Here is a 15440-nt window from a genome sequence, read left to right as displayed (position 1 = left end):
GTTAAGCTTTTCAGACCCCTAAACATCCGTGTTTAGAGGGTCTGCGCTTCGCCGTCCATGGCTGCGCTCTACGCTTAACCTCTTATAGTTTCCTACGATATTGACGTTATTTTGCTTTGGTGAGACAGCCTCTTAAGAAATAATGTTTATATACAATTAGCAGCCCATTAGGCTATCTTTGTACCCTGCCTGACCCATCCCCGTTCATGAGTGTTTCAACCTCTTGAATGGTCACCTGATTAAAGTCCCCTTCGATGGTATGTTTCAAGCAACTTGCCGCTACAGCAAAGTCCACTTGGTCTTGTGGTTCGGTTCTTTCAAGAAGGGCATACAACAGACCCCCTACGAAACTATCGCCACCGCCTACACGATCCACTAATTGAATATCATATTTTTTGGAGAAATAACTCTTACCGCCTGTGTAGAGTAAGGCTGACCAGCCATTAACACTGGCTGAGTAACTTTCTCGAAGGGTAATGGCAACTGTTTTACATCCATATTGCTCCGTGATTGCCTGAGCAACTTCTGTGTAACCTGCTTTGTTTAATGCACCTGCTGTTACATCTGTTTCTGATGCGGAGATACCTAATACCTTTTCAGCATCCTCCTCATTGCCAATGCATACATCAACGTATTGCATAAGGTCAGACATAACCGCCTTGGCTTTATCACAGTCCCAGAGATTCTTTCGATAATTCAAGTCGCAACTGACTGTAATACCTTTTTTTCTACAGGCTTGTAGAGCATCTCGCGTTATCTCAATACACGTATCTGATAGGGCCGGTGTAATGCCTGTGGTGTGAAACCAATCAGCACCTTCAAGGATATGGTCCCAATTAAATTCACTTGGATCTGCCATGGAAATAGCGCTGTATTTTCGGTCGTAGATAACCTTTGATGGCCGCTGTGATGCACCTTTTTCAACGTAGTACATACCCAGCCTATCACCGCCGGTAAGGATTTGATTCACATTGACGTCATAGCTCTTCAATATTCTTTTTACCAGTTTTCCCAAATCATTATTGGGCACTTTCGTTACATAAGTTGCATCTAGACCATAGTTGGCAAGGGATACAGCTACATTGGCTTCACCACCTGCAAAGGTTACATCAAAACTTGTTGTTTGTAATACTTTCTTGTAGCCAGGTGGACACAGCCTACCCATAATTTCACCAAAACATACAATGTTTGCCATAATTACTCTCCTTTACATTTGGACTTTATGAACGAATGCCTTAGCCCGTTGTGTTAATGCGTCATATTTGCCTGCCTGGATTAATTGCTTGTCAACAAGGCTAGAGCCAATACCCAGACCTATAGCACCAGCTTTTATATAGTCTGAAGCATTATCAAGGTCGATGCCACCAACTGCAATGATGGGAATATGACTAATGGGGGATTTGACAGCTTTTAAATAGCCTGTACCCAAACGATCTATGGGAAATATCTTCACGGCTCCTGCTCCTGCTTGATAAGCATCAACGATTTCAGAAGGTGTCATGACCCCAGGCATGGATACAGCCCCTCCTTCAAGAGTCTTCGCTACAACTGCCTTATCAAAATTAGGGGATATGATGTACGTTGCTCCTGCTTCAATAGCTAGGGAGACTTGTTCAATGGTCATCACTGTTCCTGCGCCAACACACACTTCCTTCCCCAAGGTGTCTGCTACTTTTTTAATGGCATGATACGTATCCTTATTACCTGTTGGGCTGGATTGATCAAAGGTAATTTCAATCATGGAAATACCACCAGCATATAATGCCTCACATGTGTCAATGATTCTGTTTGGTTCAATGCCTCTCACAATGGCAATTATTTTTTCTTGCTTAACTCGATCGATAATGGTCATTCTAATTCTCCTCCACAACACCTTCATCTAACCTACTGAACATGCATGTCATCTCTTATTGTTATTGTATAGGATTACCTAGTCCATGGCAATGGAAATACGTTTAATATAATAGTATTCTTCCAACGAATATTTAGAGCAATCTTTACCAATACCGCTCTCTTTAATACCTCCATGAGGTAATTCAACAGCATATTTAGGCTTGTTGACACAAACCGTACCTGCTTTTAGTCCTTTTGCTATTTGGTTGATGGCCTTCATGTCGTTAGAGAATACATAGGAAGTCAGCCCATACTCTGTATCGTTACCTGCCTCAATTAAATCCAATTGTTCATTATACTTTAAAATAGGCATAATGGGTCCAAATATCTCCTCTTGATAGCACTTCATATCCTTTGTGACATCTGCTAAGATGGTAGGCATCATGTAGAATCCTTTATCTTTTTCTTCTGGCACTTTACCGCCATATACAAGCCTTGCTCCTTTTTGAAGGGCGTCTTCAACGATATCAAACATCCTATCTCTTGCTCGTTTTGAAATCATCGGGCTTATGGATGCCCCTTTCTCTTTCCCCCAACCTGCTTTGATGGTCTGAGCCACTTCTAGGGCTTCGTGGACAAAGCTTTCGTATTGGTCTTCATGAACAAATATACGATTGGGACTGACACATACCTGCCCGCAGTTTGCAAATTTGAAATGGGTTAAGGTTCTTGCCGCTTTCTTTTCATCGTAATCCTTTAGCACAATTGCTGGAGCATTGCCACCTAATTCCAATGAAAACCGCTTAATGGATGTGGTCGAATCGTTGATTACTTTTTTACCTGTATTGGTGGACCCTATTAAGGTGATAAGCTGGGTAATATCACTACTGTTCAATACATGGGATATCTTACTTACATCACCAAGGACTAAATTAACAACCCCCTTAGGGAATTTGATTTTTTCAAGAATTTCACCTATTTTAAGAGTGGCTAAAGGTGTGGATTCGGATGGTCGAATAACACAAGAACAGCCTGATGCCAATACGGGTCCTAATTTATAGCCAAGGTTCAATAATGGAAAGTTCCAAGCTAAATAGGCAACAACCACACCAATAGGTTCGCGTGTGATGATATTGTGATGACTTCCTTCTGCGTCACGGATGATTTCATCTTCCATGTTTTTGGCTTCATCTGTGAAAAAGTCAAAACAGTCAATAAGCATCTGATAATCTTCCTTCGCACTATCGTATAGCTTACCTGTTTCCATCATTAATAAATCAACAATCTCTTCTTCTTCATCCATGACAGCCAGCTTTAATCGATTAATCCACTCTTCCCTTTCACGGATGGTCAGTCCAGACCAATAGGCAAACCCTTTTTGGGCTGCTATGAGTGCTTCTTTTGCTTGTTCTTCATCAATTAAGGATACTTGCCCGATGACTTCTTCTGTACCGGGATTAATCACATTCTTTTCACCGTCACGACCTGCTACTCTCTTACCATTAATATAACATTGATACAACATTTTCTCTACCTCCTTCTATGCTTCAACCCGATATTCTTCCAATAGTGCTTCATTAATCTCAATACCAAGCCCTGGTTTGGTTGGGGGCAATATATAACCATCCACTAATTCCAATGGCTCTTTTGCCAAACGTTCTCGAAATATATTCTCCGTACGGTCATATTCCAGCAACATATCTTCTTGAACCAGCTTGTTGGGAAAATCTTGTAATGCAAAGGCACAGTTAATGCCCGTATAGAGGGCAATAGCACTTCCCCATACATGTGGGTAACATTGGATATTGTTCACCGATGCCAGGACAGCTATTTTTCTAAATTCTGAGATACCACCAGTTACACCACAGTCCGGCTGCACCACATCTACTGCCCGTTTTCCAAGAAGATGATTGAACCCAAATCGGGTAAATTCTGCCTCCCCGCCTGCTATGGGAATGCTCGTATGACGCTTGACTTCCCTATAGCCTTCAATGTCCTCTGGTGGAACAGGCTCTTCAAACCATCTTATATCATACTTTTCAATCCCTTGGCAGATTTTTAATGCTGTGCTGGCATTATAGGCATGATTGGCATCCACCATGAGCATCATCTCATCACCAACAGCCTCTCGAATGGCTTTTACTGCATGAATATCGTCTTCTATTCCAAAACCAATTTTGATTTTCATGGCTTTGAAACCCGCTTCTTGATAGCCTTTTGCTTCTTCAACCAGAACATCCATGTCTGTAGGTAATACATGCCTATATAATCCAGTGGCATAAGGCCTAATTTTCTTTCTTGGTGTACCTCCAAGGAGTTTATAAATGGGTTGGTTAAAATACTTACCTTTAATATCCCATAATGCAATATCTACTGCACTGATAGCTTCTATGGCATTACCCTTGGAACAATGATCCCGCATCATGTTGTAAAGTCCTTCCCAAATGACTTCGATATCCAAAGGGTCTTTACCAATTAAGTAGTCTTTAAAGTATTTGTCAATAATCACCTGATTAACAAAAGCTGGCCCAAAGGATTCCCCCCAGCCAACAATACCTGTATCTGTTGTGACTTTAAGAATCATAATGGTTCTGGTGTTATACCATGCTTGAGAATAAGCAAAGGAAACCCCTTCATCCAATGTTTGTTTGAGTACAATGGTTTCTACATTTTTTATTTTCATCTAAGTCCTCCCTGTGACTGCCCATCCTTTTTCATTATATCATTATAGTTACCCATTATCCCTTAAGTCATGACTTTCGTTTTAACTGCCTTAATCGTCCCTCACCTCGAAGTAAGTCCTGAGCTGCTGTCATGTTTTCACCTTGGGTTAACACGTGAAGGCTTAAGTCATTATGGGATGGCATGGTATCTGCAACAACTATGGGTTCAAGGTCTTTTTTCCAATTCTCTAACTTGGCCATATACGACTCTTTTATGGTGGCATAAGCTGGATCATCAAACAGATTATGAATCTCATCTGGGTCATTGCCCATATGGTATAACTCACCAAACACATCTTTCTTTTCAAACATAGGGGACATTTTAAGGGGATGGTCATTTAATAATTTGTCTTCCATGGCATTGCCTTCTGGGTAATAAGTCAATTTCCATGTCTCATCTCTTACCATTAATGCAGGTGTATTTTGCAAGGAACCGCAATAATACTGCCCATAGACTTCTTCCTTATGCACTGACGTTTTCCCAGTCATATAAGGCACCAAGCTTTTTCCTTGTACGCCATCAGGTATCTCCAAGTTCAGCAGTTCAAGAATGGTTGGCATGATATCAATGGACTCCACAAAACTATCCAAGCGTTTACCTTTGTAGGGATTATGAGGCGGTTTAATGAGTAAAGGTGTTCGCATGACCTGCTCATACATATGCCCCCATTTTTCTATGTAACCGTGTTCCCCTAACATACTGCCATGGTCCGATGTAAAAATAATCAAACTGTCATCATATAAATCCAATGCCTTTAACCGGTCAATCACCTGACCTATCCGATCATCCACATGGGTGACTAAGCCATAATAGGCCGCCTTACATTGTCTATAATCCTGTTCTTCTAATAAATCAAACCCTCTTACTTTGTGAAAATAACGCTGTAAGACAGGTTTCGTATGAAGGTCTTCCTGGATACTGTCAGGTAATGGCAGTGCATCAGGAGGATACATGGATGCGTAAGGTTCAGATGGGAAATAGGGTGTATGAGGGTCCATGATGGACAACCTTCCAAAAACAGGCTGACCTACTTCATCTAAATGATCAAGCACATCTAAATAATTTTTTGTTACCACACTGTCCAGTGTATGATCTTTATGGGAAGGTCTTGTACCATATATAATGAGTGGAATTTCGCCATCATTTCTTTTATAAGTGGTTTCTTTTCTTAACTCACGATCGGTGATACCAAAACATGTGACCTGCTTTTCTGCTCCTTGTGTTCGATGGCTACCGTTATTGGAAAAAGTGACACCAAATTTTTCAGGTGCAATATTACTATGCCATTTTCCATGATTAAAGGTTATATAACCTTCTTTTTGAAGCATACTATAGATAGAAACTTCATCATCCAGTGGCCTAAGCATATTGTCTAACGCCCCATGACTCAAGGCATGCCGACCAGTAGCTATGCTCACTCTTGATGGTACACACATGGGTGTATTGCAGTATGCGTTTTCAAAGATAATGGAATCCTCTGCTAATGCATCCAAATGAGGTGTCTTGATGGTGTCATTACCTAAATAGCCCATTACATCGGCTCTTAATTCATCACACATGATCATAAAAATATTCATTATACATTTCTCCTCACTAACTATCGTTATATCTTGCATTGTTATCAGATATATGATATCATATAACTATTGTAACGGATATTTACTTTTTTTGCAAGGACGTTTTACATTTAAACTTTTCTTATACACCAACAAGCACTACTTATGAACACATCAAACTTAAAAAGGAGTCGTATATCATGAATAAACAACGAAATTTCCAACCGATTAAAACGGGAGAAGCCAAATTAACGTCTGGTTTCTGGGGCAACAGAGTGAAAGACTACATGCATATCATTAAAAATCTGGAAGCGGCACTATTAAATGAAAAAAATGCGGCAAGAATGCTGAACTTTGGAATTGCAGCAGGTGAAGTCAAAGGCGAATTTTATAGGAACGACTGGTCGGATGGAGACTGTTATAAATTCATCGAAGGTTGTGCCAACCAATATGCTGTTACAAAAGATCCTGACATTCTTCGTATCATGAATCAATATATTCCTTGGATTGAAGCTGCTCAAGAGGCTGATGGATACATATGTACACAGATAACCTTAACGGATAAAGCACGTTGGGCAAATCCTAATTTCCACGAGCTGTACAATTATGGTCATCTCTTTTCTTGTGCATGTGTCCATTATGAAGCCACAGGTGACCAACGCCTTTTAAATGTAGCCAAACGTGCTGCTGATTATTTATGTACCGTCTTTATACCTCTTAATCCTGCGTTAGGTGATTTTGGTTTCAATCCCAGTCAGATTATGGGCCTTGTTGAACTGTATCGCTTAACAAAAGAAGCTAACTATCTTAAACTTGCTGATATCTTTGTGACCATGCGTGGTACTAAGTTAGGTAATGGGGATCAGAACCAAAACCGTGTAGCACTTCGTGATGAAATCAAACCTGTAGGTCATGCAGTGACTGCTGCCTATCTCTATGCAGGTGCTGCTGATGTTTATGCCCATACAGAAGAAGAAGCCCTTATGACAGCTCTTGAGCGCATTTGGGATGACATGGTTGACAGACGCATCTACATTACAGGTGGCGTGTGCCCTCTCTATGTGGGGATTTCAGAGCGAGGCGATCATGTTCACGAAGCGTTTAGTGATGAATTTAACTTACCTCATCGTATCGCGTATAATGAAACCTGTGCCAATATAGCTGTAGCCATGTGGGCGAAACGTATGCTGGCCTTAACCAACAAAGCAACCTACGGGGACTGGATGGAAAATATTCTTTATAACGCAGGTATATCTGGCTCCAGTCTTGATATGCTCCGTTATTTCTATGCTAATCCTCTATCTCACCGGATAAATGAACGAATCAAACCTACTTTTGAACAATATTCCCATGTACCTAATGAGCGCTTCTTTACATTTGACTGTTGGTGCTGCCCGCCACAATTATGGCGTACCTACACAGGCATGCCTAAGTGGATCTATTCATTAGCTGAAGATGGGGTTTCCATTAATCTCTTCGCTGGAAGTGAACTGGATACAAAGCTATCTAGTGGAGCACCTGTTAAGATAAACATGACCTCTAATTATCCTTGGGATGAAGAAGTGAACATTCATATTATAGAAGCACCTGAAAATATGACTCTTTCATTCCGTATTCCATCTTGGTGTCATGAAGCAACATGCAACGGTAAGCCTATTGAACCGGGTATGCATGATGTGATGGTTCAATCAGATGACACACTGACTATTCTTTTACCAATGAAGGCAACATTGTATACGGCTAATCCACTGGTTGAACAAGCTAACGGTATGGTAGCTGTCAAAAGGGGTCCCGTTGTCTACTGCCTAGAAGGTTGTGATATTGCTGATGGCATATCCATGGACGAGTTAGCCCTGTCCACTGACACTGAATTTGAGGAAGAAATCATCACCGATCTGCCTTATCATATGGTTGGGTTAAAAGCGGAGCTTGTAAGAAGACCAAAAGGTGACGCCCTTTATCACCCTCTTACAAAAGATGATGATAAAAAAGTACCCGTTCGCTTCATCCCTTATTTTGCTTGGGCAAACAGAGAAGAAAGCGATATGAGTGTGTGGCTGCCAAGAGCTTAATGGATCATTAAAGGGGCTGTCCCATCAAAGCAATTTTGACTTCAGAATTTTAGAAAAATAAGAGGCTAGGCTTTATGCTTAACCTCTTATTTTTTTCCTCTCATAATGACATGGTGATGCTTTGACAAGACAGCCCTAAACCTTCAAGCTATAACATTGGTTGTTTGGTAAACTACACCTCATTCTATTTTCATGATGATGTCTTGACAGATACCCTATAGCTACTGTGTTGGTACAAGGATTATCTGGTTTACATGAATGTAATGGGGATTTTTTATGTCATTGATCTGTTGCAGTACCTGCAAAGTAGTATGGTATCCTTTGGCTATTTTAGCTAAGGTATCTCCTTTTACCACTTTGTATGGCTTCGTCAGGGTTGCTGCTACAGGTTTGCCCTTAGCCAGTTTCACAACAAAGTTAACACCCTCTTCTGGTAGCATGCCTGACAACTTAATGGTGGTTGCATGGATGTTGCTGGCTACCAATTGATCATTGGCATATACATGATACTTTTCATTTTCACCACCCATCCAACTCATGATTGTTGAATCACCAACGGTAACAACTGCTGTGATCGGCTCTTTGAGACCTTTAACAGGATCATGTATTGCCCAAGCTGACTTATTCCCTACATTTAGGAACAATACACCTTCTGGTGGTAATTGTATCTTATGAGGCAATGCTTGACCTGTTAATAAATCAATGACTTTTGTGTTATCCCTGTTTATGCCTTCAATGGTTAGTTGAGCTGTGTTTTTACCCACATTGATAACGGTCACCACTTTATTGTCTTCATCATCGCCATCAACAACACGCCAGATACAACCTTTTTGTGCTAAACCATTGTCTTCTTTTACAATAACAGTGGGCATTTTATGTTGGACAATTTTAAATGCTTCTGCTTTCATGTTTTCTAAGGTATTTTGTTCCACAACAACCAGCTGTCCGTTACCAGCCATCAACAATTCATGACGCTCTTTTTTATATTCATCAGCTACCAGACTGACTTCATCCATGATAACCGTTCCGCCAGCATTCAGATAGTTTTGAACCGCTTCGAATTCTGCGTCTGTCACCGTTGGTGTATCATATATAACCACCACATCAAAGGCACCAACTTCTTCATCCAAAATTCTCTGTGTGGCAAAACCCATTGGCATGCCTTCAAAATACATGGACTCATATGCATCAAACAGTTTGTTAATTTGCTCTTTATCCTGAATATTGGCCGTTTCTGAATAGAATAACCGTATAGGCTTTTCTTGCTGTTGGAACTTAACAAGTGTTTCAGAATGGGCATTCATGTCAAAGAATGTTTGTGTGATTTCATTGGCTACTCTTGGCTGTTGCACCACTGAACCTGGGTAACTTTTTGCTTTAGATAAGTTATTAAGATGTCTTGGTTCAATGGAACCATCGGCATATCTTGGCCACCACCATGTTAAGTTTGCATGGGTGCCAGTAATGGTAGAAAGCCAATAGGCTGAACGCACATATTCTGGTGCCATTTCTAAATCCCTATAATTGGATGTGGATGCAAAATGTGACTCGGAGTTAATGTTGATTTTGTCTGGCCCAAAAGAGCTTAATAAATCATTCATCATGGCTGCTTCACGCCAGTAGTACACATAATTCGTCTCCCAAGCTTCTGGCTCCACAGCAAGATTGTTTGCTTTTCGTATGGTGGCATCATGTCCAACCATTTCAGTCATCATGGAAATAGCTTCTACATCAATACCATGATCCCGATACCCTGATTCACCGGTAATAAAACGTGGGAAAATCTTAAAGTGGGTTGTTGCTGTGGGGTCATTCTCTAGAATGCCATCATGTAAAAAGGTGAACCAGTTCATGACACGGTCCATGTTAAACCTTTGCCAATCATAACCCATAGGTGTACCTCGAATAGCCGGGATATCCATAGGTACTTCAACTGTAATCTCATCAAATGCGTTATACGCCGTTCCCCATAATTGATTAAGCGTTGCAATATCACCATGCTTTTCCTGCAACCAAGTTCTATAATACGCTAATGTATGGTCACTGATACCATTTTTAACGGCAAACCATTTGTTGTTTTGATCCGTTACCCAATGGGGCTCATTGGTGAGTACATACCCTAAAGTATCTTGTTTTCTACCTGCTATTTGAGGAATTAGCTTATCAAAGATTTTTGTCCACATGTCCCGGATATAAGGATTATCAATGTCATAGGATGTATACGTTGATATGCCTTGGTTCAAGTTTTCTACACCATATTTTTCTTGAGCCCATTTAGGAATTAAGTTTCCTTTATGCCATAAAAACATATACCCAATATTGTCCCCAGCACCTGGATAATACGTGTCAAAATGTATAACTTCATTTATGGCTCTGTCATTTAAGTCCCCCTCTTCAGTGGCGCACATTAAGGTACTCAATGATAATGGATGCACAATATTTCCCAAGTAATCATTATATAATTCAGGGTCATTTTGTGGTGCTCCATGTGCTTTAGAAAAATAATCATATAAGAAGACGGGTTTGCCATCACTGTTGACATATTGGCCGTTTTGTACAGTGACTTTATCCCACTCCACTAACCTAACAGGTTCTCGGCTCACTGTACCTGCCATCACCTGTTGTAAGTCTAGCAAGGATTTCTCCACCATTTTTAACACTTCACGACGCTCAAAGTCCGGTAATTCTTCTGCCATCTTTTGGGTATCACTGTTTTTGTACATGGGTGCCGATCCAAAAGCCGTTGCATTCTCTTCAATATGTGCTTCATCCCAATCTGCAAACTTAAGAAATTGCTCTGCCATCCATATGGCAGCCTTTTCTCTCTCAACATCATACCCTTCCTGTTCTGCTACATCTTTCAATTCCCTTAATAGTTGCAGCTTAACCAGTACCTCTTCCAGGAGTGTTACGTCTTTCGTGACATGACAATCCCTCACCCTTTCTTTTCCATAGGCTGATAATGTGAATCCATTCATTAGTAATAATAGGATGCAAATCATTGTCATTATTTTACCTTTTGGTTTACGCATAAATGCCTCCCTTAATATTATTTTGTACATTAAATTGTACATAACCATCATAAAACACCTAAGGAACAGCGTAAATTTACACTTTTTCACATGGGTTATCAATTTATCATCCATGAAGATCAGCTATTTTTTACATTTATTTATAATAGCTAGTCTTTTTATGTATCACTCTAAACAAATTTACCCGATTCATTTGAAATAATGTCAACCAAGCAGAAAAAATGTGAGTATGATTCAACATTAGCAGACAGAATAAAAAAACTTAGGGCTTTTATCATAATCATTATTCATTCCGTTCATTGTGTAGTATAATAACTAAGAAAATACCGTTGCAACCCGTGTGCAACCAATAGTTGCCAAATAGTTGGTAGTGTGCAACCGTCGTATTTGATACCCTATAGATGGAGGTGGTACTTATGACATTAGGAGAAAAAATACAAGACATACGAAAAACAAATGGTATGTCACAAGAATATCTGGCTGAGCTATTAAGTGTTAGTCGGCAAGCCATTTCAAAATGGGAAACAGGACTTTCCAAACCCTCAACAGAGAATCTTATACACCTTTCAAAAATTTTCAATGTACCCGTTGAACAATTAACACATCCTAATACACGTGTAGAACTTGTGATGGATGTGAGAAAGGAGGTCCTTGCCATGAAAAAAAATTCTAAAAAGACAATGGTGGTTGTGGGTCTATTCCTTGTCCTTTTTTTAGGAACATTTGCCATGGCTCTCTATGGGCGGTTTAGTGGCAGCTATGATGATACAACCATCTTGTATCTGATGATAACTTCAGCCTGCTGCATGCTGTTTTCCTTTCTACCCATTATCGTTACAATTTTACGCTATGTATACCGTGACTGTGAAAGCAGAAACATAAAACCCACCTTTTGGGTGATTATTTCTACAACCTTTATTGGTCTTGCTTATTATCTTATGAAAAGAGATACCCTATCCCATACATTGAAAAGGGATTGACCCGTATATGGCATAACATGATACGTTCCCAAGTGTGAAAGGCAATGGTACGATCCATCTCACACTTGGGAACGATAAATGCTTCATTGTTATATCATGGCATACAGATGTTGATGGATTGTTATGAGAAATATGCGTTGTATCTTATCTTATTGAGCATCTTTACGACCCTATGGGTATTATATAAAATTCTAACTGACAAGGTACAGCTTTTAACATATACTTCTCAAGAACGCGGGTTCTTGGCCCACAGCTGCCATTACCAATACCACATTGCCCATAATCGATATTGACAATGGTTTCTTCACGCTTTTTTAAATCATAGGTATGTTTTGCCTGGTATAGATCATCAGCCGTATAGTGATGCACGCTATGCTCAAAGAGGTGATGGCTTGCAACCCTAAGACCAACACCCTCGTCATTGGTGATGGTCAACCATCTTGTATCCGTTTTATTGCCATTTTCTTGTGGTATGACATAGTTCACAAAGAGGTCATCCACTGTTCCTTCATAGCGTCCAACAAGTGCACTTTCTTTTCGGTCCACATAGTTTTCATGAGGACCTCTACCATACCACTTTACTTGCTCAAACCCTTTAGGCATCTGGAATGTCATACCTAATCTTGGCAGACAATCCATAACTGCTTTAGGCATGTAATGCACACGAATAGAGACCTTCCCACCATCTGTTACGTTGTAAGTACATGTTGTCCCATAAGCAGGATACATGGATGGTTTTCCTAGTTGAGTATGGACTGTAAAAACAAACCCTTCCTTTGTATTGTCCCAGTGAACCGCATGCACACGGCGCCATAGCTTATCCAACCCTGCACTTCTCCATGTACCAGCAACACAATCCTCCCTTAAGAACCAACCTCTCTCATCGTTATCTGTGGCTGCCCGCCAGAGGTTCTCCACTGGTCCTTCATGCATCAAGGACTTGTCTTTATAGACGTACTTGGATAGCGTTCCATAAGCTTTATCAAAAGTTATACGAAAATCTGTCCCAATGACCGTGACACAACTTTTTTCGTCTATTACCTTGAGGGGTTCTATTATCCTGGTATAGGATTGCGCCTCATGACTTACTCTGTCTGTTAAGGCTACTTGATAGCTGCATATTGGACCTGCTTCTTTTTCCCATCCCTCAGGGTTTTTATGGTTCACATATAGATTTATATGATATTCGGATTTGTTTTGGATAAGGGATAATATGTTTTTTGGTAATGTGCAGCTCCCCTTACCATGAGGTTCAATCTTAGGAAGCTCAACGGAGCCACAATGTATCTTCATGCCTTCTTCTAACAGGTCATAGTCCAAGATCACATGAGACAAATCCGTAAAATCATAACGGTTTTCTAGGAAGACTTCAAGGGTATCTTGGTTAAATCCTTTAACCTGTACAGGTGCAATCACTTCTTTTAGTTCAATTAATCCTGTATGAGGGGTTCGATCAGGAAAAACAGCACCGTCGATACAGAATTTCAGATCATTAGGTTCATCACCAAAGTCACCACCATAGGCATAGTAGGCTTCACCTTTATCGTTTGTGGTGTGAATACCATGATCTGCCCATTCCCATATACACCCTCCTACCAATCGATTATCGTCATGGATTACATCCCAATATTCTCTTGGATTCCCCATACTATTACCCATAGCATGCATGAACTCACATACAAAAAATGGTCTTTTATGATGGGTTTGTTTGGCTTTTTCTATCACTTGTTCCACCGAAGGGTACATATAACTTTCCACATCAACAACGCCCTCTACTTCTCCAGCACTCTCGTAATGGATAAATCTTGAATGATCTCTTGTGCGGATCCACTCTGCCATTTTGACATGATTAGCGCCAAAACCAGATTCGTTCCCAAGGGACCAGGAGATAATGGATGGATAATTCTTATCTCTTTCAACCATCTTTTTGGCACGGTCAATAAAGAGTGCTTCCCATTGCTTATCATCATTAAGGGCTACTGCTTGTTCTTTTCCATTAAAGGAAAGATGTTCAAGCTGTATGAACCCATGCATTTCTAAGTCTGCTTCATCCATAACGTATAAGCCGTAAACATCACAACATGCATAGAAATAGGGATCATTAGGATAATGAGATGTTCTTACCATATTGATGTGATGTTTTTTCATCAGTATCACATCCCGCAACATATCCTCTCTTGTAACAGCATAACCACGCTCTGGATGCATGTCATGTCTGTTAACCCCTTTTAGGATTACCGCCTGTCCATTAATCAATAACTTAGCGTCTTGAATGTCTACTTTTCGAAAGCCTACATGGTAGCTGGATATCTCAATCACCTGTTGTTTGTCTTCCAAAGTTAGGATGAGGGTATAGAGATAAGGTGTTTCCGCCGTCCATTTATGAGGCGCTTTTATCACAGTTTTTGCCGTACCTTTTCCATGTTTAAACGTACCTGTAAGTGTTACAATCTTTTTTTCTGCTTGATCATATAGTACAGCTGAGTAGGTCAAACCAGCGTTAGCCGTTATCACATCCATATCCAGCTCCAATAGACCATCTTGATAATCATCTGTTAAGGAAGCTCGACTATAGACGTCCAAGGTATAGTCATGTGCTGTACTGTAGAGGTAAACCTCTCTGAAAATACCATTCAAACGCCAGAAATCCTGATCTTCCAAATAGGTAGATGTGGACCATTTATATACTTTCACTACCAGGCAATTATCCGTTCTTTTAATAACATCTGTAATATCAAATTCAGAGGGCATATGACTGCCTTCACTGTACCCAATTTCTTTTCCATTTAAGTAGACCGTAAATGCTGCACAGACACCCCCAAAATGCAAGACCGTTCTTCTTGTCTTCCATGATGAAGCTATATCAAAGGTTGTCCGATAGCAGCCTACCGGGTTGTCACTAGGGATATAGGGTGGTTCAACAGGTATGGCATATTTCACATTGGAATATACCGGTTTATCGTAACCGTGCATTTGCCAGCAAGATGGTACGGGAATGGTGTCCCAGGCATTATGGTCATAAGTCGTATCAATCACCTCATCTGGCACATAAGCAGGGTGTTTATAAAAACGAAAGCACCAAAGACCATTAAGGGATTGATACCACTTAGATGCTTCCCTATCCATGGCCATGGCAGACTGATCATCATGATAAGGCATCCATGTGCTGCGAGGGGGCAATGTGTTGACCCCTATTGTGTCCAGTTCGTTATAGTATTTTCTTTCCATCATCCATTACTCCTT

9 protein-coding genes are annotated in these 15440 nt (G+C 40.4%); 2 read left to right on the top strand and 7 right to left on the bottom strand.

The genetic code is table 11. The features are described from left to right. Nucleotides 1-172: 172 nt before the first annotated feature. The 5 genes from HZI73_RS07925 to HZI73_RS07905 form a co-directional block, all read right to left on the bottom strand. Complete coding sequence (locus HZI73_RS07925; RefSeq protein ID WP_212698730.1) at nt 173-1198, bottom strand: PfkB family carbohydrate kinase; 1026 nt, start codon at nt 1196-1198, stop codon at nt 173-175. Between the two features lie 9 nt (nt 1199-1207). Beyond that, nucleotides 1208-1852 carry a bifunctional 4-hydroxy-2-oxoglutarate aldolase/2-dehydro-3-deoxy-phosphogluconate aldolase gene (locus HZI73_RS07920; RefSeq protein WP_246552400.1) on the bottom strand — a complete coding sequence of 215 codons (645 nt, stop codon included), beginning with the start codon at nt 1850-1852 and terminating at the stop codon, nt 1208-1210. Between the two features lie 78 nt (nt 1853-1930). Continuing rightward, nucleotides 1931-3358, bottom strand: a complete 1428-nt coding sequence (locus tag HZI73_RS07915; RefSeq protein WP_212697708.1) for an aldehyde dehydrogenase family protein — start codon at nt 3356-3358, stop codon at nt 1931-1933. A 15-nt stretch (nt 3359-3373) separates the two neighbouring features. Next, entirely contained in the window at nt 3374-4516 is a 1143-nt protein-coding gene (locus tag HZI73_RS07910) for a mandelate racemase/muconate lactonizing enzyme family protein (RefSeq protein ID WP_212697707.1), read from the bottom strand. 67 nt (nt 4517-4583) lie between these two features. Then, on the bottom strand, nt 4584-6134 hold the full coding sequence (locus HZI73_RS07905; RefSeq protein ID WP_212697706.1) for a sulfatase-like hydrolase/transferase: 1551 nt from the start codon (nt 6132-6134) through the stop codon (nt 4584-4586). Between the two features lie 179 nt (nt 6135-6313). Here HZI73_RS07905 and HZI73_RS07900 point away from each other — a divergent pair, with 179 nt between their 5' ends. Continuing rightward, nucleotides 6314-8185 (top strand): glycoside hydrolase family 127 protein, encoded by a 1872-nt coding sequence (locus tag HZI73_RS07900; protein ID WP_212697705.1) that lies wholly within the window; start codon nt 6314-6316, stop codon nt 8183-8185. Nucleotides 8186-8406: 221 nt separating this feature from the next. Here HZI73_RS07900 and HZI73_RS07895 read toward each other — a convergent pair whose 3' ends face one another. Further along, on the bottom strand, nt 8407-11217 hold the full coding sequence (locus tag HZI73_RS07895; RefSeq protein WP_212697704.1) for a LysM peptidoglycan-binding domain-containing protein: 2811 nt from the start codon (nt 11215-11217) through the stop codon (nt 8407-8409). Between the two features lie 416 nt (nt 11218-11633). Between HZI73_RS07895 and HZI73_RS07890 the strand changes: the two genes are divergently transcribed. Beyond that, nucleotides 11634-12197: a helix-turn-helix domain-containing protein gene (locus HZI73_RS07890; protein WP_212697703.1), complete on the top strand. Its 564-nt coding sequence runs from the start codon at nt 11634-11636 to the stop codon at nt 12195-12197. A gap of 162 nt (nt 12198-12359) precedes the next feature. Here the strand turns inward: HZI73_RS07890 and HZI73_RS07885 are convergent, their stop codons facing one another. After that, nucleotides 12360-15428, bottom strand: a complete 3069-nt coding sequence (locus tag HZI73_RS07885; RefSeq protein WP_212697702.1) for a glycoside hydrolase family 2 TIM barrel-domain containing protein — start codon at nt 15426-15428, stop codon at nt 12360-12362. Nucleotides 15429-15440 lie beyond the last annotated feature (12 nt).

The sequence above is a fragment of the Vallitalea pronyensis genome (genome assembly GCF_018141445.1).
In the GTDB taxonomy this organism is placed as follows: domain Bacteria; phylum Bacillota; class Clostridia; order Lachnospirales; family Vallitaleaceae; genus Vallitalea; species Vallitalea pronyensis.
Note: the sequence above shows the minus strand (reverse complement) of the source record. Positions and strands in the feature narration are given on the sequence as shown.

What these genes read in the sequence shown, in the direction of transcription:
- HZI73_RS07905 (WP_212697706.1), bottom strand. Translation starts at nt 6,134, where the DNA reads ATGAATATTTTTATGATCATGTGTGATGAATTAAGAGCCGATGTAATG.
- HZI73_RS07910 (WP_212697707.1), bottom strand. Translation starts at nt 4,516, where the DNA reads ATGAAAATAAAAAATGTAGAAACCATTGTACTCAAACAAACATTGGAT.
- HZI73_RS07895 (WP_212697704.1), bottom strand. Translation starts at nt 11,217, where the DNA reads ATGCGTAAACCAAAAGGTAAAATAATGACAATGATTTGCATCCTATTA.
- HZI73_RS07890 (WP_212697703.1), top strand. Translation starts at nt 11,634, where the DNA reads ATGACATTAGGAGAAAAAATACAAGACATACGAAAAACAAATGGTATG.
- HZI73_RS07885 (WP_212697702.1), bottom strand. Translation starts at nt 15,428, where the DNA reads ATGATGGAAAGAAAATACTATAACGAACTGGACACAATAGGGGTCAAC.
- HZI73_RS07900 (WP_212697705.1), top strand. Translation starts at nt 6,314, where the DNA reads ATGAATAAACAACGAAATTTCCAACCGATTAAAACGGGAGAAGCCAAA.
- HZI73_RS07920 (WP_246552400.1), bottom strand. Translation starts at nt 1,852, where the DNA reads ATGACCATTATCGATCGAGTTAAGCAAGAAAAAATAATTGCCATTGTG.
- HZI73_RS07915 (WP_212697708.1), bottom strand. Translation starts at nt 3,358, where the DNA reads ATGTTGTATCAATGTTATATTAATGGTAAGAGAGTAGCAGGTCGTGAC.